The organism is Georgenia sp. M64, from assembly GCF_038049925.1.
Classification (GTDB): Bacteria; Actinomycetota; Actinomycetes; order Actinomycetales; family Actinomycetaceae; genus Georgenia.
The window spans coordinates 1,772,897-1,791,481 of the sequence record NZ_CP145809.1 but is presented as its reverse complement, the minus strand read 5'-3'; the positions used below and the strand labels follow the sequence as shown (position 1 = coordinate 1,791,481).

At 72.4% G+C, this 18,585-nt stretch carries 19 protein-coding genes; 9 read left to right on the top strand and 10 right to left on the bottom strand.

Features of this window, described 5'->3' with window-relative positions:
• Position 1 precedes the first annotated feature (1 nt).
• A complete protein-coding gene (locus tag AAEM63_RS08090) occupies positions 2-1,627 on the bottom strand; it encodes an FGGY-family carbohydrate kinase (RefSeq protein ID WP_341361031.1) in 1,626 nt (541 codons plus the stop codon).
• 145 nt (positions 1,628-1,772) lie between these two features.
• On the opposite strand from AAEM63_RS08090, the gene AAEM63_RS08085 reads away from it, so the two are divergent.
• From AAEM63_RS08085 to nhaA, 3 genes are read left to right on the top strand one after another with little or no spacing between them, the layout of a single operon-like run.
• Positions 1,773-2,297 carry a YetF domain-containing protein gene (locus tag AAEM63_RS08085; RefSeq protein ID WP_341361030.1) on the top strand — a complete coding sequence of 175 codons (525 nt, stop codon included), beginning with the start codon at positions 1,773-1,775 and terminating at the stop codon, positions 2,295-2,297.
• A 5-nt stretch (positions 2,298-2,302) separates the two neighbouring features.
• Complete coding sequence (locus tag AAEM63_RS08080; protein WP_341361029.1) at positions 2,303-2,638, top strand: Lsr2 family protein; 336 nt, start codon at positions 2,303-2,305, stop codon at positions 2,636-2,638.
• A 42-nt stretch (positions 2,639-2,680) separates the two neighbouring features.
• Positions 2,681-4,567 (top strand): Na+/H+ antiporter NhaA, encoded by a 1,887-nt coding sequence (gene nhaA, locus AAEM63_RS08075; RefSeq protein ID WP_341361028.1) that lies wholly within the window; start codon positions 2,681-2,683, stop codon positions 4,565-4,567.
• Between the two features lie 91 nt (positions 4,568-4,658).
• Here nhaA and AAEM63_RS08070 read toward each other — a convergent pair whose 3' ends face one another.
• Genes AAEM63_RS08070 through AAEM63_RS08060 form a run of 3 tightly spaced genes read right to left on the bottom strand, consistent with a single transcriptional unit; the run spans position 4,659 to position 7,347 of the window.
• Positions 4,659-5,450, bottom strand: coding sequence for an ATP-binding cassette domain-containing protein (locus AAEM63_RS08070; protein ID WP_341361027.1), 792 nt, complete (start codon positions 5,448-5,450; stop codon positions 4,659-4,661).
• On the bottom strand, positions 5,450-6,352 hold the full coding sequence (locus AAEM63_RS08065) for an ABC transporter permease (protein ID WP_341361026.1): 903 nt from the start codon (positions 6,350-6,352) through the stop codon (positions 5,450-5,452). Before AAEM63_RS08065 ends, AAEM63_RS08070 begins: the two co-directional genes overlap by 1 nt.
• Entirely contained in the window at positions 6,352-7,347 is a 996-nt protein-coding gene (locus tag AAEM63_RS08060; RefSeq protein ID WP_341361025.1) for an ABC transporter substrate-binding protein, read from the bottom strand. The genes AAEM63_RS08065 and AAEM63_RS08060 overlap by 1 nt, the downstream gene beginning before the upstream one ends.
• Positions 7,348-8,015: 668 nt before the next feature.
• On the opposite strand from AAEM63_RS08060, the gene AAEM63_RS08055 reads away from it, so the two are divergent.
• The 3 genes from AAEM63_RS08055 to AAEM63_RS08045 all read left to right on the top strand — a co-directional run bounded on the left by AAEM63_RS08055 (position 8,016) and on the right by AAEM63_RS08045 (position 9,854).
• Complete coding sequence (locus AAEM63_RS08055; protein ID WP_341361024.1) at positions 8,016-8,483, top strand: GNAT family N-acetyltransferase; 468 nt, start codon at positions 8,016-8,018, stop codon at positions 8,481-8,483.
• A 239-nt stretch (positions 8,484-8,722) separates the two neighbouring features.
• Positions 8,723-8,920 (top strand): hypothetical protein, encoded by a 198-nt coding sequence (locus AAEM63_RS08050; RefSeq protein WP_341361023.1) that lies wholly within the window; start codon positions 8,723-8,725, stop codon positions 8,918-8,920.
• Between the two features lie 307 nt (positions 8,921-9,227).
• The gene (locus AAEM63_RS08045; protein WP_341361022.1) at positions 9,228-9,854 is read left to right on the top strand and encodes a dihydrofolate reductase family protein; all 627 of its coding nucleotides are present in this window, start codon (positions 9,228-9,230) and stop codon (positions 9,852-9,854) included.
• 81 nt (positions 9,855-9,935) lie between these two features.
• Here the strand turns inward: AAEM63_RS08045 and AAEM63_RS08040 are convergent, their stop codons facing one another.
• Complete coding sequence (locus AAEM63_RS08040) at positions 9,936-11,012, bottom strand: 2,3-butanediol dehydrogenase (RefSeq protein ID WP_341361021.1); 1,077 nt, start codon at positions 11,010-11,012, stop codon at positions 9,936-9,938.
• A gap of 179 nt (positions 11,013-11,191) precedes the next feature.
• Here AAEM63_RS08040 and AAEM63_RS08035 point away from each other — a divergent pair, with 179 nt between their 5' ends.
• Positions 11,192-12,625 carry a plasmid pRiA4b ORF-3 family protein gene (locus tag AAEM63_RS08035; protein WP_341361020.1) on the top strand — a complete coding sequence of 478 codons (1,434 nt, stop codon included), beginning with the start codon at positions 11,192-11,194 and terminating at the stop codon, positions 12,623-12,625.
• A gap of 104 nt (positions 12,626-12,729) precedes the next feature.
• Here the strand turns inward: AAEM63_RS08035 and AAEM63_RS08030 are convergent, their stop codons facing one another.
• On the bottom strand, positions 12,730-13,506 hold the full coding sequence (locus AAEM63_RS08030; RefSeq protein WP_341361019.1) for an RNase H family protein: 777 nt from the start codon (positions 13,504-13,506) through the stop codon (positions 12,730-12,732).
• A 172-nt stretch (positions 13,507-13,678) separates the two neighbouring features.
• Entirely contained in the window at positions 13,679-14,452 is a 774-nt protein-coding gene (gene heR / locus AAEM63_RS08025; RefSeq protein WP_341361018.1) for a heliorhodopsin HeR, read from the bottom strand.
• Between the two features lie 290 nt (positions 14,453-14,742).
• Here heR and AAEM63_RS08020 point away from each other — a divergent pair, with 290 nt between their 5' ends.
• Positions 14,743-15,123 (top strand): hypothetical protein, encoded by a 381-nt coding sequence (locus AAEM63_RS08020; RefSeq protein WP_341361017.1) that lies wholly within the window; start codon positions 14,743-14,745, stop codon positions 15,121-15,123.
• A gap of 70 nt (positions 15,124-15,193) precedes the next feature.
• Here AAEM63_RS08020 and AAEM63_RS08015 read toward each other — a convergent pair whose 3' ends face one another.
• From AAEM63_RS08015 to AAEM63_RS08005, 3 genes are all read right to left on the bottom strand, one after another.
• On the bottom strand, positions 15,194-15,619 hold the full coding sequence (locus AAEM63_RS08015; protein WP_341361016.1) for a hypothetical protein: 426 nt from the start codon (positions 15,617-15,619) through the stop codon (positions 15,194-15,196).
• A gap of 70 nt (positions 15,620-15,689) precedes the next feature.
• Positions 15,690-16,679, bottom strand: coding sequence for a serine hydrolase domain-containing protein (locus AAEM63_RS08010; protein WP_341361015.1), 990 nt, complete (start codon positions 16,677-16,679; stop codon positions 15,690-15,692).
• 13 nt (positions 16,680-16,692) lie between these two features.
• Positions 16,693-17,331: a CPBP family intramembrane glutamic endopeptidase gene (locus AAEM63_RS08005; protein ID WP_341361014.1), complete on the bottom strand. Its 639-nt coding sequence runs from the start codon at positions 17,329-17,331 to the stop codon at positions 16,693-16,695.
• A 375-nt stretch (positions 17,332-17,706) separates the two neighbouring features.
• On the opposite strand from AAEM63_RS08005, the gene AAEM63_RS08000 reads away from it, so the two are divergent.
• Entirely contained in the window at positions 17,707-18,447 is a 741-nt protein-coding gene (locus tag AAEM63_RS08000; RefSeq protein ID WP_341361013.1) for a glucose 1-dehydrogenase, read from the top strand.
• Positions 18,448-18,585 lie beyond the last annotated feature (138 nt).

Sequence of the window (18,585 nt, the reverse complement as noted above, 5' to 3'; positions counted from 1 at the left end):
GTCAGTGGACCGCCTCGACGGCGGCCCGCTCGATCGCGAGCCCCGCGGTGTAGCGCTCGAGGTACGCCGCGTACCCCGTCACGTCGTCGGCGTCCGGCTCGACGACGTCGAGCGTGACGTCCGCGAAGACCTCCTCCGTCAGCCACGACGCCAGGCCACGCTCCCCCGCGCTGCCGTCCGCGACCGCCCGGCGGTAGGCGGCGAGCACCGCGATCCCCCACGCGCCGCCCTCGCCCGCCGTGGTGCCGACGGCCACCGGCGCACCCGTCGCCGCTGCGAGCAGGCGCTGCGCCACCCCCGCGGTCCGGAACAGGCCGCCGTGCGCGAACATCGAGTCGACGGCCACCCCCTCCTCCGCCAGCACCCGCATCCCCAGGCTGAGGGTGGCGAAGACGCCGAGGACCTGGGTGCGCGCGAAGTTGGCGAGCGTGAGGCGCGAGCCCGGGGTGCGCACGAAGAGCGGCCGGCCCTCCTCGAGCCCCGTGATGGGCTCACCCGAGAGGTAGTTGTAGGCGAGCAGACCGCCGCCGTCCGCCTCACCCTCCAGGGCGCTGCGCAGCAGGGCGCCGAACACCTCGGCCGGCTCGGCCGGGTGCCCCAGCGCCGCGGCCAGCTCGCCGAGCATCCCGGCCCAGGCGCCGAGCTCGCTCGCCCCGTTGTTGCAGTGGACCATCGCCACCGGGTCGCCCGCCGGCGTGGTGACGACGTCGATCTCGTGGTGCACCCGCTCCAGCGCCCTCTCCAGGACGACCATCGCGAAGATGCTGGTGCCCGCGCTGACGTTGCCGGTGCGCGGGGCCACCGCGTTGGTGGCCACCATCCCGGTGCCCGCGTCGCCCTCGGGCGGGCAGAGCGGCACCCCGGCGCGCAGGGTGCCGCTCGGGTCGAGGAGGGCCGCCCCCTCGTCGGTGAGCGTCCCGGCGTCGCCGCCCGCGGGCAGGACCCGGGGCAGCACGTCGGCGAGCCGGACGTCGGCGCCGTGCGAGGAGATCAGTCGGTCCACCGTGGCGAGCATCCCGGCGTCGTAGTCACCGGTGGCGGGGTCGATCGGGAACATGCCCGACGCGTCACCCACGCCCAGCACCTTCTCGCCCGTCAGCCGCCAGTGCACGTAGCCGGCGAGCGTGGTGAGGAACCGGATCTGCGGTACGTGCGGCTCGTCGTCGAGAACGGCCTGGTACAGGTGGGCGACGGACCAGCGCAGGGGCACGTTGAAGGCCAGCGCGTCCGTGAGCTCGGCGGCCGCCTCACCGGTGCTGGTGTTGCGCCAGGTGCGGAAGGGCACGAGGAGCTCCCCGCCGCCGTCGAGGGCGAGGTAGCCGTGCATCATCGCGGAGACGCCGACCGCCCCCACGGTGGCGGGGCGGACGCCGTGGCGCTGCTCGGCGTCGGCGAGCACCGCCGCGACGGCCGCCTGGACGCCCGCCCACACCGCGTCGAGGGAGTACGTCCACACCCGGTCGACGAACTCGTTCTCCCAGGCGTGGCTCCCGCTGGCGAGCGGGACCTGGTCGGGCCCGATGAGCGAGGCCTTGATGTTCGTCGAGCCCAGCTCGATCCCCAGCGCCGTGCGCCCCTCGGTCAGCGCGGCACGGATCTGTGCCTGTGCCTCGTCCTGGTGCTCCATCGCAGTGCTCCGTTCTCGCCCTGCGTCGTCGCGGGCGTCGTCCTGTCCGGGTCCGGAGCCAGGTTAGCGCTCACATCGGGGCGTTCCCGTGACACAGGGCCCGGAGGTGACCGCACGTCGCTCGCGACCCTGGGAGGCTGGCCGCATGTGGTTCGACTCGTGGTCCGACCTCCTCCGCATCGCCGTCGTCGGCACGGCCGCCTACGTCACGGTCGTCGTCGTGCTCCGCGTCGCCGGGAAACGGGCGCTGGCAAAGCTCAACGCCTTCGACCTCGTGGTCACCGTGGCGCTCGGATCGACCCTGGCCACCATCCTGCTCAGCTCGGACATCTCGTGGAGCGAGGGCGCGCTCGCTCTCGGCGTCCTCGCGGTCCTGCAGCTGGCCGTGACCTGGACGTCGTCGCGGCGGCCGCGTCTGCGGTCCGCCCTGACGTCCGGACCCACCCTGGTTCTGCGCGACGGCGAGCCGCTCCCGGCGGCGATGCGCGAGCAGCGCCTCACCATGGACGAGCTGCGCCAGGCCGTCCGCGGCACCGGTACCGGCTCCCTGGCCGAGGTCGCCGCGATCGTCCTCGAGAGCGACGGCACCCTCAGCGTCATCCCGGCCGACAGGATCGGTGACGGCAGCGCCCTCGCCGGCCTCGACGGACCACCGAGCAGGCTAGGTTGACGACCATGGCGACGAAGACGATCACCGAGCTGGTCTCCGACCTCTCCGGCAGGCCCATCGAGCGCGGCAGGGGCCGGTCGGTCGACTTCTCCTACGAGGGCGTGCTCTGCCGGGTCGACCTGACCAACGACGAGGTCGCCGCCTTCGAGAAGTCGCTGGCGCCCTACCTCGAGGCCGCCCGGAAGGTGGGGATCCGCCGGACGTCGGCGTCGAGCACCACGAAGCGGGGGTTCGACCCCGCCGCCGTCCGCGCGTGGGCGGTGGGCCAGGGCATCACCGTGAGCCCGCGCGGACGCATCAGCGCCGACGTGGTCGAGAGGTACCGCGCGGCCGGCAACTGACGGCCCCGTCCGACCACCACCACCACGACCACCACCATCACGATGTCGGCCGACCCACGGGGACGGGTGCAGACCCGGGCGGGTCGGCGCGCCCTCCTCGCCCAGCTGTCGGCACCGGCCCGGCGGTTCCTCAGCACGGAGGCCGGGAGCGCAGGGCTGCTGCTGGCGGCCACCGTCGTCGCCCTGGCCTGGGCGAACTCGCCGTGGTCCGACGCCTACGTCGCGTTCTGGGCGGTCGAGGCGGGCGTCTCGGTGGCCGGCTGGGAGCTGTCGACGGATCTGGGCCACTGGGTCAACGACGGCCTCATGGCGCTGTTCTTCTTCGTCATCGGCCTGGAGGTCCGGCGCGAGCTCTCGGTCGGTGAGCTCACCGACCTCCGGCGCGCCGCCGTCCCGGTGGCCGCCGCCCTGGGCGGCCTGGCCGTCCCGGCGCTGCTCTTCCTCGCGCTGGCACCGGGTGGTGACGCGGCCCGCGGGTGGGGTGTGGTGATCGGGACCGACACGGCCTTCATGCTCGGCGCCCTGGCCGTGGTGGGCCCCACGTTCGCCACCCAGCTGCGGGTCTTCCTCCTCACCCTGACGGTCATCGACGACATCGTCGCCGTCAGCGTCATCGGCGTGTTCTACAGCGAGTCCCTCGACGTGGCCGCACTCGTCGCCATGGCGGCCCTCGGGGCGCTGCTGGCGGTGTTCAGCCGGCTCGGCGTGTGGCGGGCGGCCCCGTACGTCGCGGTCGGCCTCGGCCTGTGGGTGGCCGCCGTCCAGGCGGGTCTTCACGCCTCGATCGCCGGCATGCTCGGCGGCCTGCTGGTGGCGGCCCACCCGCCCGCACGCGACCTGGTCGAGGGAGCGGCGGTGCGGTTCCGCGCGTTCCGCCAGTCTCCCGACGTCGTGGTCGGCCGGTCCGCGCGCCTGGGCCTGGTCCGCGCCGTGTCGGTCAACGAGCGGCTGCAGACCACCCTGCACCCGTGGACCGGCTACGTCGTGGTGCCCCTGTTCGCCCTGGCCAACGCCGGGGTCGACCTGCGCGACGGCGTGCTCGTCGAGGCGCTCTCGTCCCGCCTCACGTGGGCGGTGGTGGCGGCGCTCGTCGTCGGCAAGCTTCTCGGTGTGGGCCTGACGTCCTGGGCTGCGGTCCGTGCCGGTCTGGGGCGCCTACCCGCCGGCGTGGGGTTCGGGCACGTCCTGGGCGGTGCAGCCCTGTCGGGGATCGGCTTCACCGTCTCCCTCCTCATCGCCGGGCTCGCGTTCGACGACCCGGTGCTGCGCGACCAGGCGACGGTCGGCGTCCTCGTCGCGGCCGTGGTCGCGACCGCCCTCGGCTGGGCCGTCTTCCGCCTCGCCGCCGTCCTCCGCGGCCAGACGGACGCGGACCTCCCCCGGTTCCTCGACCGGCCGGTGGACCCGGCCGGCGACCAGATCCGTGGCCCGGTCGACGCACCCCTCACGCTGGTGGAGTACGGCGACTTCGAGTGCCCGTTCTGCGCCCGTGCCACCGGGGTGACCGATGAGCTGCGGGACCGCTTCGGCGACGACCTCCGCTACGTCTTCCGCCACCTTCCCCTCGTCGACGTGCACCCCCGGGCCGAGCGGGCCGCCCGTGCCGCGGTCGCCGCGCAGCGGCAGGGCCACTTCTGGGAGATGCACGACCTGCTGTTCTCGCACCAGGACCGGCTCGACCTCGCCGACCTCGCCGGGTACGCCCGGGACCTCGGCCTGGACGTCGAGGCCTTCCTGCGTGACCTGGACGAGGAGGACACCGCTGCCCTGGTCCGGGCTGACGTGGCGAGCGCCGAGGCCAGCGGGGCGCGTGGCACGCCCACCTTCTTCGTCGGCGCGGCCCGGCACACGGGCCCGCACGACACCGAGTCCCTGGCCCGGGCGCTGGAGGCGTCTCGACGGGCGGCCGGTGGGCCCCGTGGCCGGTAGGTTCCCGTCCGGCCCCCGGGCTCGGACGCGGGTCCGACCGGACGCCGGGCGACGTGCGGTCCAGGTCCTTCTCGGGCGCCGTGGACCCGTACTACTGCAGGAGGGTGCGGTCGTCGAGACCGCCGCCCTTGATCTTCTCGAACTCGGCCAGCAGGTCGGCCGGGCTCATGCGCGACTTCCGGGCGTCGTCGACGTCGAGGATGATGCGGCCCTCGTGCATCATGATGAGCCGCGTGCCCATGCTCAGGGCCTGCTCCATGTTGTGCGTGACCATGAGCGTCGTCAGCCGGTGGCGCTCGACGAGCTCGGAGGTGAGCCGGGAGATCAGGGCTGCGCGCTGCGGGTCGAGAGCCGCGGTGTGCTCGTCGAGCAGCAGGATGCGCGGCTCGGAGAAGGTCGCCATGAGCAGGGAGAGCGCCTGGCGCTGACCGCCGGAGAGCAGGCCGACCTTCGCCCGCAGCCGGTTCTCCAGGCCGAGCTCGAGGCTGGCGAGGTCCTCGCGGAACCGCTCCCGCTTCGCGCCCGTCACCCCGCGCCGCAGGCCGCGCCGACGGCCACGCTCGAACGCGATCGCGAGGTTCTCCTCGATCGTCATGTGCGGGGCCGTCCCGGCCATCGGGTTCTGGAAGACCCGGCCGATGTAGCGGGCCCGCTGGAAGTCGGCGAGCCGGCTGACGTCCCGCTCGTCGATCCGTACCCTCCCGGCCTCCGGCCGGAGCTTTCCGGAGACGACGTTGAGCAGCGTCGACTTCCCCGCACCGTTGGACCCGATGACGGTGACGAACTCGCCCTCGAAGAGCCGGAGCCCCACCTCCCGCAGCGCGACCCGCTCGTTCACGCTGCCCGGGAAGAAGGTCTGGGTGACGCCGTCGACGTGGAGCATCAGGCCTCCGCCCCTACGGTCACGTCCCGCACCCGCCGGGCCGGCTTGAACCGCCGCAGTACCGACCAGCGCGGCAGGACGAGGGCGAGGACGACGAGAACGGCCGAGATGAGCTTCATGTCGTTGGGGTTCAGGCCCGCGCCGAGGGCCACCTGGATGACCACGCGGTAGAGCACCGAGCCGACGACGACGGCCAGCGTGGCCACCAGGATGACCCGCTGTCCCACGATCGCCTGCCCGATGATGACCGACGCGAGACCGGCGACGATGAGACCGATCCCCATGCCGACGTCGGCGAAGCCCTGGTACTGCGCGATGAGCGCCCCGCACACCGCCACGAGCCCGTTGGACAGCGCCAGCCCGAGCACCTTCATGAAGTCCGTGGAGACGCCGAAGGAACGGATCATCTCCTCGTTGTCGCCCGTGGCCTGCATGGCCAGACCGGTGTCGGTGTGGAGGAACCAGTCGAGCACGAGCTTGAGGAGGAGGGCGCCGACGGTGAAGATGCCGACGGCGACCGCGGTGCCGAGCAGGGCCGAGTCCCGCAGCGGGGTGAACAGCGTCTCCTCGCGCAGCAGCGGCAGGTTGGCCTTGCCGCCCATGATCCGCAGGTTGATCGAGTACAGCCCGATCTGGGTGAGGATGCCGGCGAGGAGGCCGTTGATCCTGCCCTTGGTGTGCAGGACGCCGGTGATGACCCCGGCGGCCAGTCCGGTCACACCCGCCGCCGCCGTCGCGAGCAGCGGCGGGGTGCCGGAGATGATGAGCATGGCCGCCGTCGCACCGCCCGTGGTGAACGACCCGTCGACCGTGAGGTCGGGGAAGTCGAGGATCCGGAAGGTGAGATAGACCCCCAGCGCCATGACGGCGTAGAGGAGGCCCAGCTCGACGGCGACGACCACTACTCGACGACCGTGTCCGCGCGGTCGAGGACCGCCTGCGGAATGCTCACGCCCATGCGCTCGGCCGCGCCGCTGTTGACGACGAGGGTGAGCTCCTCGAGCGTCTCCACCGGCATCTCGGCCGGGTCGGCGCCCTCGGTGAGGATCTGAACGGCCATGAGCCCGGTCTGGTAGCCGAGCTTGTCGTAGTCGATGCCGTAGGTGGCCAGGCCGCCGCGCTCGACGCTGTCGGACTCGCCGACGACGAGGGGCACCTGGCGCTGCTCGGCGACGGCGATCACGGACTCGAGCGCCGAGACGACGGCGTTGTCCGTGGGGATGTAGAACGCGTCGACCTCGAGGGACTGGGCGGCCTGCTGGACCTCGGCGGAGGTGCTCACGGTGGCCTCCTCGATCGTCAGGCCGAGCTCGTCGGCCGCCTCCTTGGCGAGCTCGACCTGCACCTCGGAGTTGACCTCGCCGGAGCTGTAGACGATGCCGATCGTCTCCGCGTCGGGCGCGATCTCGACCAGCAGCTCCAGCTGTTCACGGACCGGGTTGAGGTCCGAGGTGCCCGTGAGGTTCCCCCCCGGCGTCTCCCAGCTGTCCACCAGCCCGGCCTCCTCGGGCTCCGTGACGGCGGTGAACAGCACCGGGACGTCAGTGATCGCCTGTGCGGCGGCCTGCGCCGTGGGGGTGGCGATCGCCAGGACGAGGTCCTTGCCGTCCGTGGCGAACGTGTTGGCGATGGACGTGGCGGTGGACTGGTCACCCTGGGCGTTCTGCTCGTCGTACGTGGCCTCGACCCCGTTCTCCTCGAGCGCGCGCTTGAAGCCCTCCCGCGCGGCGTCGAGGGACGGGTGGGAGACGATCTGGGTGATGCCGATCTCGACCGCCTCACCGGCCACGGCGGTACCGTCCGCGGCGGGCTCGGCGTCGCCGTCGGCGGAGCCGCACCCGGCGAGGAGGAGTCCGGCGGCGGTGAGGGAGCTGAGCAGGCGCGCGGGGCGCTTCATGGTGGGTCCTTCCGGCGGGCGGGCCTGGCGGCGGGGGCGTCGTGGCGCAGGCTAGACGCTCGCCGTCCCTCCGGGCGACGCCTTCTCGCCTGGTGGCACGGCACGTCCCCGCGCGAACCGTGACGGTCCGCCGGGCGATGACGGGGTCCTGCGATCACCCGGCGGGGCCGCGGCGCGCGTGCCGCCACCCGGTGTGAGCCGGCGTGGGACCCACACGCAGCATCTGCGCGAACAGGCTCGGACCGGACACCTGCCCCGTCCTGCGCCACTCACCGGCAGACCGGAGCCTGCGTCGACCGTCCGCGCCGACACGTGTACCCCGCGCCGGCACCGGCACGTGCACCGCACGGCACCGCCGCGCTGTCGGGAACGCCGACGTAGCGCTCGACGAAGCGGCTCCTGCGTCCGGTCGATGCACCGCTGTTGGCCCACCGATCACGAGGGAGCGGACCGAACACCGAGACCGCGAGAACGGACGAGATGTCCGCACCACCAACAGCCGGACAACACAGGTCCCGGACGCTGCCGCGCCGGTCAGGCGGCGACCGCGAGCGTGCGGCGCGGGGATCCTCATCATCGCCCGTGGCCCGGCAGAACCTCACGACGTCCTCCTGGTCGGTGGACAGGAGGTCGATCACCTGGCGACCCGCTCGGCTACCGTGACGGGCGTGACGATCACCCTGCGGGAGATCACCGAGGACAACCACGAGTCCGTCCTCGCGGTGGAGATCACGCGCGACCAGGAGCGGTTCGTCACCACCGTGCGGGACTCACTGGCGGAGGCCGCCGCCCACCCGGAGGGCAACCCCTGGTTCCGGGCCGTCTACGCCGACGAGCACCCCGTCGGGTTCGTCATGCTGAGCTGGGACGTCGAGCCTCGACCGCCCGAGGTCAACGGACCCTGGTTCCTGTGGAAGCTGCTCATCGACCACCGGCACCAGCGCTCGGGCTACGGCCGCGAGGTCGTGCGGCAGGTCGTCGAGCTCGTGCGCGCCCACGGCGGCACCGAGGTGCTCACCAGCCACGTCCCGGGCGAGGGCGGCCCGGCCGGCTTCTACGCCCGGCTCGGGTTCGTCCCGAGAGGAGACCTCGACCCCGACGGCGAGGTCATCCTGCGCCTTCCGCTGGACGGCTGACCTCGACCCAGCCCCGTGCGGGACCGGGGACGGCTCAGCGTCACCGACGCCGCCGCCGAGCTCGGTGTCGCCCTGGCCTGCGGGTGGGGACCCGGATGTCGGCCTGCACGACGCCCGGCACCAAGGTCCGCTGCGCCTGCCCTCGCCGCGCGGGACGATGGAGGTGGTCGGCGCGACCCGTCGGCCACCGAGATGAACGGGCTCTGCGGCGACCCCGCCGGGCCGGGAGATGGATCACGATGGACCCGAGCATCACCGTCCTCGCCGCCCACACCCTGGGCGTCCCGCTCGACCAGTTCCTGCTGCTCACGTTCCGAGGGGTGAGCCGCGGCCGCTCCTGCGTGCTGAGGACGTGCGACGGCGAGCTCCACGACGCGGACGACCGCGACGCCCTGGCGCTGCTGGCCCGGGACGCGGAGTACGTCCGCGTCGCCTGAGTCAGCGCTCGGTCGGCTGCGCGGAGTCGTACCGGCAGGCCGCCGCGTGGTAACCGGGGCAGCCCTTGCAGGACCCGCAGTGCCTGTTGCGCGGCTGGGAGCACCGCTCACAGGAGGCCCTGAACTTCAGCGGGCCGTCATAGGTGTGCGACTGGTCGTCGGATCGGGTGGTCTGGAACTTCGGACGGCTCGACATGGTCGCAACGGTAGACCTCGCGTCGTGGTCGCAGCGCCGGGCGGTGTCTGACGCCCCCGCTACCTTGGGGTGCGACCAGGAGGCCGGCAGGCACCGACGAAGGAGCGCGCGATGGCAGTCAGGGTCCACAACATGTCCATCTCCCTCGACGGCTTCGCCACCGGTGAGCCGCAGTCCGCCGAGGCACCGTTCGGCCACGCCGGCGAGCGACTGCACGAGTGGATGCTGGCAACCCGCTTCTGGCACGAGGGTGGAACCGCAGGGGTCGACGACGCCTTCGCCCAGCGCCACGGCCCCGGCATCGGGTCCGAGATCATGGGCGCCCACAAGTTCGGTCCGCCCGGCTGGCAGGACGACCCGGACTGGACGGGTTGGTGGGGCCCGAACCCGCCGTTCCACACGCCGACCTTCGTGCTCACCCACCGCACGCGCCCGCCGGTCGCCATGGAGGGCGGCACCACGTTCCACTTCATCGACACCTCCCCGGCCGAGGCACTCGAGACCGCCCGTCAGGCAGCCGACGGCCAGGACGTCCGGATCGGCGGCGGGCCCACCGTCGTCCGCGACTGCCTCGCCGCCGGGCTCATCGACCACATGCACCTCGTCCAGGTACCGATCGTCCTCGGCCGCGGTGTCCGCCTCTGGGACGGCCTGGAGGCCCTTGAGGACTCCTACGCCATCGAGGCGGTCTCCTCCCCCTCCGGCGTCACCCACCTCACGTTCACGCGCACGGCCTGAGCCCGTCGACGCTCAACCGATGCACTCGGCCAAGGAGACGACGATCCCCTCCGGCCCCCGACGTAGGCCGACCGCGCCGCCTCAGAGCCCCTTCCCCGACGGGGAGACGAGGATCTTCACGGCGGTCTCGTTGTGATGGATGAGCGTCTCGAAACCCTTGTCGACGATGTCGTCGAGACCGATCTTGCCGGTGATGAACGGCTTGAGGTCGATCGTGCCGGACTCCACGAGCGCGATGGTGTCGGGGTGGTTGTTGACGTAGGCGATGGAGCCGCGCACGTCGATCTCCTTCATGACCAGCTGGAAGAGGTCGACGGACGCCGGCTTGCTCCAGATGGACACCACCTGCAGGACACCAGTGGGCCGTAGCGCGTTCATGAGCGTGTCGAGCACCGGCTGGGCGCTCGTGGCCTCGATCGCGATGTCGGCCCCTTGTCCGCCGGTCAGCCGCTTGACCTCCTCGACGACGTCGACCTGCGTGGGGTCGAACGCGTGGTCGGCGACGCCCGTGTCGAGGGCACGCTGCCGGCGCAGCTCGCTGAGCTCGGTCACCGCCACGGTGGCGCCCTTCGCCTTGAGCACCGCGGCCGTGAGCAGGCCGATCGGGCCGGCGCCACCGACCAGCACGAAGTCCCCGGCCTTCGCACCGGACCGGTCCACCGCGTGGTAGCCCACGGACAGCGGCTCCAGCAGCGCCGCCTCGTCCAGCGGCACGTCGTTGTCGATCGGGTGGACCCACCTGCGCTTGACGGAGACCTTCTCGCCCAGGCCGCCACCGTTGCCGGACAGGCCGATGAAGCCCATGTCCGGCGAGACGTGGTAGTCCTTGCTCTGCGGACCGGTGTCGACGTCGTCGCGGATGATGTACGGCTCGACGACGACGTGCTGGCCCACCTCGATGTCGTCCACGCCCTCGCCCAGGGCGTAGACCACCCCGGAGAACTCGTGACCCAGCGTGATCGGTGCCGACTCGCCCGAGAGCGGGTGCGGGTGGCCTGGCGCCGGCACGAAGATCGGGCCCTCCAGGTACTCGTGGAGGTCGGACCCGCAGATGCCGCACCACGCGACGTCGATGCCGACCTCGCCGGGCCTCACCTCCGGCTCCGGCAGCTCCTCGATCCGGATGTCCCCTCGGCCGTGGTAGCGGGCAGCGCGCATGTGGAGTCCCTTCGCCGTCGTGGGTACGCCGTCGCCGTGACGGGCCGCGTCGTGACGAGGACCCGCGCAGCTCGGCGTCCGTCCCTGCTGTGTCTTTCGACCGTACTCCGTGCCGCTCCGTCCGACGGGCTGTTGGCACACGCGGAAGCTCGGCCCTGGAGGCAGGTACGGTGGCGCCCGTGAGCGAGGACGAGGTGCTCCGCCGGTTCCAGGCGATGATCGACGGCATGGGCCTGGAGGACCTGCGGGCGCTGACCGGGCAGGTCCTCACCCAGGCCGGCCAGGCCGCCGCTGAGCCGGTGGAATCGCGCCGGCGCCCGGCCCGGCCCGAACCGGCCGTGTTCCGGCTCCGGGTGGACCTCAACGACGCGGCACCGCCGATCTGGCGGCGTCTCGACGTGCGCTCGGATCTCACGCTCGACGTCGTCCACCAGGTCCTGCAGGACGCCTTCTCCTGGACCGACTCCCACCTGCACCGGTTCGTGCTCGGCGCCGACGACGTCTGGGACCCGCGGGGCGAGGCGTTCCTGTGCCCGTACGACGTGGACGACCCCGAGAACGAGGACGGCGGCACGCCGGAGGAGCTGGTCCGCCTCGACGAGACCATGGGCGAGCCGGGCGACGTGCTGCGGTACGTCTACGACTACGGCGACAGCTGGGACCTGACGCTGCGCCTGGAGGAGGTGTGCCACCCGCGCACCACCGCTCCCCCGGCCGCGTGCGTCGGCGGTCACCGGGGCGCACCGCCGGAGGACTCGGGCTCGATCCGGGACGCGGAGTCCCTTGCTGAGGTGCTGGACGACCCGGCCTACTTCGACCCTGCCGATGTCAACGCCCGCCTCACCCGGCCGTACTACGTCCTCCGGCAGCGCGGACTGCCGCGGCGGCTGCTCGAGCTGCTCCCGGTGCTCGAGCTCGTCGCCGGGCCAGGCACCGACGACCTGGCCCACCGCCTGGCCTCCCTCGATCCAGCGGCGCCCGGGCCCTCCACCGCGGAGATCGCCGCCGTCCTGCGCCCGCACCTGTGGGTGCTCGACCGCGCCGCCTCCGACGGGATCCCGCTCACGGCGGCCGGCTACCTCAAGCCGGCCGATGTCGAGGCGCTCGCACCCCTGGTCCCGGGGATGGCGGGGTGGATCGGCAAGGCCAACCGTGAGGACCTGACCTGGCCGGTGGCCGCCTTCCGCGAGTCGCTCATTCGCCACCTGGGCCTGCTGCGCAAGCACAGGGGCCGGCTCGTGCTCACCAGGGCCGGTGCCGCGGCCCACGTGGACCCGCGAGCGCTGTTCGAGCACCTCGCCGGGCGACTGAGGCCGCGCGAGGGTCGGGAGTTCGAGCGCGACGCCGACCTGCTCGTGCTGGCGTACGCAGCGGTCGGCGAGGACAAGGTGCTGCCGCTGAGCCAGGTCGCCGCAACCCTGACCGACCTGGGCTACCGCTACTCCGACGGCACCGTGGTGGACGAGCACGCCGTGCGCACGTACGACCGCAACGTCTACGGCGTGCTCCTGGACCTCTCCCCCGAACCGGCGGTGCGGCGTGAGCATCGCCGCATGAGCCCCGTGGCCGCCGCCCTGGCCCGTGCCGCTCTGGGCATGACGACGCACCCCTAGGAACTGCTCGGCCAGGGCGCCACGGCTGCCGGGGACCCGTCATTGAGGTCGTCGTGCCGGGGCGATCTCGACCGCCTCGGATGCCCCGCCGGCCGGCGACTCGGTCAGGAGCTCTCTTCGTGCGCGGCCTCAAGCGCACTTCGGCTCGCGGCCACGATGAACTCGTCTCCGCTGTCGGCCAGCCCGAACCTGGCGCGGCCGGCCCTCTTCGCGATGGTGGTCAGGAGCGGCTCGACGAGGTCGAGGTTCTCCGGGCGCTGCCCGTCGCGCTGCTTCCACCCGTTGCGCTGCCAGGTGGGGCCCCACACCGTCGCGACCTTCACGAGGTGCTCGGAGTCGGTCCTGATGAGGAGATGGGCCTCTGAGGGTGCGTGGTCCAGCAGGTGCAGGACGGCGCGCAGCTCGCCTTCCTTCCCGGTCGCGTACGGCATCGCACCCGTCGTGGTCACCCTGGTGCGCTGGTTCATGTAGGCCCAGCCGGTCGGGCCCGGGTCCGGGTCGGCGACGGCGTGCACCGCGATCACTGCGTCGAAGGTCGTGCCGGCTACCGGCGCGGTAGCAGGCGGCCGGGTGGCCGGCGCACGGGTGGCAGCGGGGCGACGCTTGGCAGGCGTGCTGGACCGGCGGGCGGCCGGGACGGTCGGCGCCGCCTCGAGGCGCCGCGCCAGTGGCTCGAGGAGCGGGAGGACTTCCGCCGCCTGCCAACGGACGAACGGTCGGCCGAGCGGCGAGACGTCCGGCGCCGCGAGACCGCGCGCCAGCGCGTCGGGGGTGGCCTCCCGGCCCATTTTCAGTCCAGCAGTCACGAGAAGCTCTCCGGCAGCCTGGGTGTCGACCCCGAGACGCCGGCCGAGCTCCTCCTGGGTGGCCCAGGTCTCCACGATCCGCTCCTTCCCCGGTCGGCAGTGAGCCGACCGCCCCGTGCACGGACGTGCCGCGTCCCGCCTCCTTCGAGGCGCCGCGACCGCCTTCCACACTACTGGGCCGCGTCTCCCCGCCGGGCCGCCCTTCCCGCCACCCGGTCGACCACGCCGTGCTTCGTCGACGCGACGGTCACGCAGCCAGCGTGCCGCCGAAGACCTGCCACGCCAGGGCCGACTTCGCGGTCAGGCTGAGCACGATGTAGGCCTTCTCACCGAACAGGTAGTCCTGCCACCGCCCCTTGGCGCGGTACTGGAGCCACTGGTTGAGGGCGAAGGCGTTGAAGAAGACGAACAGGGACACGAAGATGCCGTAGACGAAGCCAGGAGGTGAGGCCGACGACGTCGAGCCGGGCGACAGCAGGTAGACGGTGATCGCCACCCACGGGACCACACCGGCCACGCACCCGAAGACGAACGGCAGCCAGCCGCCGCCGGGGCGCTCGTAGCGCTCCTGCAGCCAGCCGAACAGGATCATGGCCGTGTTCACGCCGAACAGGGCCAGCAGGGCGGCCACGTCCGAGATGCCGACCAGCTGGGCGATCAGGACGATCATCAGCGACGACGAGAGCGAGTACTCCACCCACCGCGCCGGGTTGCGCTGGCGGCGCAGGTCAGCGACGTACCGGCGCCACCACACCGTGGACACGAGGAGGTGCGCCAGCGCGGACAGGGCCAGGAACCCAGCGACCGCCGCGCCGGTGGCGATGTCAAGGAGAACCACGGGCTCCGAGGGCGGCGTACCCGGCGGACCGGCCATGTAGCTCGCGGTCACCGGAAGGGCGAACTCCGTGGCGAGCACGAGTACGGCGACGGCCTGGACCGCATGCAGTACCGCTGCTCCTGCATTCGCTCGACGCAGAGATCTGATCTGGCTGCCGTCCGCCTTGTTCAACCGGCCTTCCATGCCTGATGGTCCCACCCGCCGGCCGGGCTCGTCCTCGAACGGGCGGGGCTGTTCTGCGAGGTGGTTGCCGGCTGATCGCCTGCGTCTGTCGGGAGGGACCATCGCCTCTCGCCGACCTCGAACGGCGGACCTAGCGTGAGGATGAAGTCGTCCGCGAGGGGCATGTCCATGGCCACCGGGTCATGACCGTCACGAGCCCCGGGGCGCACCTCGCCTCTCGGCGAGGCGATGTCGCGCCCATCGCCCTCGGCACCTGGTCTCCACCCAACAACAACGAGGGAGGGCTTCTCATGAAGCTCGGAGCACGAGACCTGATCGCCACCGTTCTCATCGCACTCATCGCGGTGCCCTACGTCGGCTACCTCGTCCGCGGCGAGATGCCGTTCGTCCAGGACCCTCGCGGCATGTCGGCCATCGGACTGGTCCTGGGCGTCGCCGCTTTCCTCGTCATCCGCAGCGGTGACGGTCTCGACAACCTCGGCAAGGCCGAGATCGCCCTCGCAGGTGTCACGCTGGCGCTGGGCGTCGCCGCGCTGATCTGGGCTGAGGCAGCGGTCGCTGGTGCGCTCCTGGGCGTGTTCATGGTGTTGCTCCTCGTGGTGTGGGCCGTCGAGCTGGTGGATCACGCCGGCATGTTCGGCGCCCGCAGCCACGCGCGCGCCCACCGCTGAGAGCGCCCTGCGGGCTCTCGCGGCCCCGGCTCGACCGCCCGCCGTGAGGGCTCGCGGGTGTGCTCGCGCATCAGCTGCTGGACGCGTGCCGCAGGCCCAGGACGGCCATGGTGACGGCGAGGGTGAGCCCCGCCGCAGCGACGGGCGTCGTCGTCGGGTTCCAGCCTGCCGGCGACAGCGCGCCGCGGACCTCCTTCTCGATGAGGTACCCGCACGTCATCATCGCGCCCAGCGACCCGAGGACCCGCGTCGCGCCACGGCTGGGCCCCGCCGCCAGACGGACGGTCGTCACGGCCTGGCCCGAGAGCATCAGGACCGGAGCCGACAAGCCGGTCCCGAGCAGCCACGAGTCGCGGCCCACCCGCTCGGGAGATCCACGCCAACCCAGGAGGTCGATGTCGAAGGACCGGCCCTCACGCAGAGCAATGATCTGCCCCGCTGCCCCCGCCGCCAGCTGAGCAGCCGAGACCGCGACCAGCACTCGCCGTGAGGTCATGGGGCGAGCCTACGAGCGTCGTGCGCGCGCTGGGTTTCCCCCGGGTATACCGAGGTGAGCGACGGGGCCGTCACCCGAGCAGGTCGACGACGGGCCAGGCGCCCTCCGACCAGTTCGAGACGACGGTGTAGGTGGTCGACGACGACGGCAGGTGCTGGCTGACGAAGGACACCCCCGCGTCGTGACCCTCGAGCCACACCCTGTCGCTGGTCGCGCCGAGGTGGAACCCCAGGCCGTAGCGCCTGGATCCCTCCGCCCAGACGCTGCGCGGCTGCACCATCTGCGCGACCCGCTCCGGCGAGACGATCCGGCCGGCGAAGAAGGCGTCCCAGAAGGCGGTGAGGTCAGCGGCCGTCGAGTAGATTCCCCCGTCACCGTTCCCGAGCACGGGAAGGTGGAGCACGTTCGTCCTCAGGCCGTCGACGGCGAGGTAGCCGCGGGCGGCCCGCCCGGGCAGCTCGTCGGACCGCAGGAAGCTCGTGTCGACCATGCCCGCCGGCTCGCAGACCAGTGAGCGGACCAGCTCATGAAAGCCGACGCCGCTCGCCCGTTCGGCCAGCAGCGCGAGCAGCACGTAGCCGCCGTTGTTGTACGCGAACCGCTCGTCGGCCGGGAACACGGCGTCGCACCCGCCGAGCACCCGCAGGAACTGCTCGGTCGTCGCGAGCTCGTGCACAGGTACGGGCATGACGTACTCGCTGACGTCGCCCAGGGCGTCCTCGTCGAGGTAGTCCCGGATCCCGGACCGGTGCGCCAGCAGGAGCTCGATCGTCACGTCGTCCGCCACCAGGGGCAGGTCCGGGCCCAGCAACGACCGCGCAGGCGTGGCGAGGTCGAGCGTCCCGCGCTCGACCAGGGCCATGACCGCCAGGGCGGTGAAGCTCTTCGACCCGCTCGCGGTCGCGAACAGTGTCTCGGGCGAGTTGGGGATCCCGTGGGCCCGGTCCGCGAACCCGTACGCCACGGAGAACTCGGTCCGACCCTGGCGGTCGAGACGGACCACACCCGAGAACCCGGTGCGCTCGGCCACCTCGTCCACCGCTTCCCGGAGGAGCTCCATCTCGCGAGCCTAGTCACCCGGGAGATCGGACCGGACCGACCGGTTCGGCGGACGTGGACCGGCCCCCGCCGCGTGGTGGCGCCGTCGTGCTCGCCGTCCCCCGTCCCCGGTCGCCGGTCGCCGGTCGAGTCGTCAGCGGTGACCGGCTGTGAGTGCCGGGGCCGGCGAGTCGCTCGGGCGCTGCCTCGAGCGAGCCGACCGGACTCCGGCTGCCGAGGCGGCCCCTGGTGACGGCGAGCACGACGAGGCCGAGCGCGAAGAAGGCAAAGAGGTGCGCCGTCGTCGCGACCTGCTGCTCGGGGTAGAGCCGGGCGAGCAGGCCGGGGTGGAAGCCGCTGCCGCCGGTTACGGCGTTGCTCATGGCGTGGAGCAGGCCGACCAGGAACAGGCTCGAGGTGCGGATGTACACCCAGCCGGTCAGGAACCGGAACGGGATGGCGAGGACGACTCGGACCAGCATCAGCACGACGGCGCTCACGAGGTCGGCTCCTGCGACCAGGGCGATGTGCTGCAGGGCGAACAGGACGCCGGTGAGCACGGCCGCCATGACGGGACCCCTGCGGTCCTGCAGGCGGGCCTGGACGAACCCCTGCCAGGCGACCTCTTCCCACCAGTTGTTGGGCAGGAAGGTCAGCGCCAGGGGCAGCAGCACCCCTGAGGCGAGGAGGGGCAGCAGCTCGCCGGTCTCTCCCGCGGGCGCGTCAGCAGGGCGAAGGCGATGCCGAGGGCGACCACGGGGCACGCAGAGGACCGCGAGCAGGTACCAGCCGACGGCCACGCGCGTCAGCACCCGCACAGTGCCCGGACGCGGCTGGTCCACCACCTGTCCGCGCGAACCGCTCCCCGGTCGGTGGTCAGCCGGTTCGCGTGACGGTCCGCTGGTCTCCGGGGACGTACGTCCCGGGCCGGTCCCGGCGCGCGCGCGTAGCGTCAGTTGTACCTTCAACGGGGCCGAGCTGGCCCGCGACCCGCAGGCTCAGGCGGCCGAGAGTGGCCGGACGACGGAGTCCGGTCGGACGGAGACGTCATGGGCAGGTTCGAGGGCAAGGTGGCGCTGGTCAGCGGCGGCGCTCGAGGCATGGGCGAGTCCCACGTCCGCGCTCTGGCCGCGGAGGGAGCACGGGTCGTCATCGGCGACGTGCTCGACCACGAGGGCGAGGCGCTCGCGGCGGAGCTGGGCGACGCCGCGGTGTTCGTGCGCCTCGACGTCACGGACCCAGATTCGTGGTCCGCGGCTCTGACCAGGGCAGAAGAGGCCTTCGGCCCGGTGACCGTCCTGGTCAACAACGCGGGGATCGTCGTCTTCGGTGCCGTCGACGCCGTCTCGGTCGAGGACTTCGACAGGACGGTCGCCGTCAACCTGCGCGGAGTGTTCCTGGGCATCCACGCCGTGGCGCCCGGGATGAAGGCCGCGGGCGGCGGCACGATCGTCAACATCTCCTCGACCGCTGGGCTCATGGGCTACGCGGGCATCGCCCCGTACGTGGCATCGAAGTGGGCCGTGCGCGGGCTGACCAAGGCCTCCGCGCTCGACCTCGGGCCCACGATCCGCGTCAACTCGATCCACCCGGGCCCGATCGCCACGCCGATGACCGCCGGCCTGGACACGAGCATGGTCGAGACCCAACGCATCCCCCGCTTCGGGCGACCGGAGGAGGTGACGGCGGCGGTGCTGTTCCTGGCCGGCGACGAGTCGTCGTTCATGACCGGCGCCGAGCTCGCCGTCGACGGCGGCGCCGTGCTCGGGTCCATCGCGCCGGTGACCTGAGCGGCCGACGGACTGACGAGACTGTCGACGAGAGCTCCCGTACTGGGCGCGTCCCGACGTGCCACGAGCACCAGGCCGATCTGTCCTCGGGAGGTGGCGCGGTCGCTGCTGTTCGGTGTGGTGGCCGGTTGGCGAGGT

Bases quoted from the DNA above. Each gene is read 5' to 3' on its own strand.
- AAEM63_RS08090 (WP_341361031.1), bottom strand. From the start codon at position 1,627: ATGGAGCACCAGGACGAGGCACAGGCACAGATCCGTGCCGCGCTGACC.
- AAEM63_RS08085 (WP_341361030.1), top strand. From the start codon at position 1,773: ATGTGGTTCGACTCGTGGTCCGACCTCCTCCGCATCGCCGTCGTCGGC.
- AAEM63_RS08080 (WP_341361029.1), top strand. From the start codon at position 2,303: ATGGCGACGAAGACGATCACCGAGCTGGTCTCCGACCTCTCCGGCAGG.
- nhaA (WP_341361028.1), top strand. From the start codon at position 2,681: ATGTCGGCCGACCCACGGGGACGGGTGCAGACCCGGGCGGGTCGGCGC.
- AAEM63_RS08070 (WP_341361027.1), bottom strand. From the start codon at position 5,450: ATGCTCCACGTCGACGGCGTCACCCAGACCTTCTTCCCGGGCAGCGTG.
- AAEM63_RS08060 (WP_341361025.1), bottom strand. From the start codon at position 7,347: ATGAAGCGCCCCGCGCGCCTGCTCAGCTCCCTCACCGCCGCCGGACTC.
- AAEM63_RS08050 (WP_341361023.1), top strand. From the start codon at position 8,723: ATGGACCCGAGCATCACCGTCCTCGCCGCCCACACCCTGGGCGTCCCG.
- AAEM63_RS08045 (WP_341361022.1), top strand. From the start codon at position 9,228: ATGGCAGTCAGGGTCCACAACATGTCCATCTCCCTCGACGGCTTCGCC.
- AAEM63_RS08040 (WP_341361021.1), bottom strand. From the start codon at position 11,012: ATGCGCGCTGCCCGCTACCACGGCCGAGGGGACATCCGGATCGAGGAG.
- heR (WP_341361018.1), bottom strand. From the start codon at position 14,452: ATGGAAGGCCGGTTGAACAAGGCGGACGGCAGCCAGATCAGATCTCTG.
- AAEM63_RS08020 (WP_341361017.1), top strand. From the start codon at position 14,743: ATGAAGCTCGGAGCACGAGACCTGATCGCCACCGTTCTCATCGCACTC.
- AAEM63_RS08015 (WP_341361016.1), bottom strand. From the start codon at position 15,619: ATGACCTCACGGCGAGTGCTGGTCGCGGTCTCGGCTGCTCAGCTGGCG.
- AAEM63_RS08010 (WP_341361015.1), bottom strand. From the start codon at position 16,679: ATGGAGCTCCTCCGGGAAGCGGTGGACGAGGTGGCCGAGCGCACCGGG.
- AAEM63_RS08000 (WP_341361013.1), top strand. From the start codon at position 17,707: ATGGGCAGGTTCGAGGGCAAGGTGGCGCTGGTCAGCGGCGGCGCTCGA.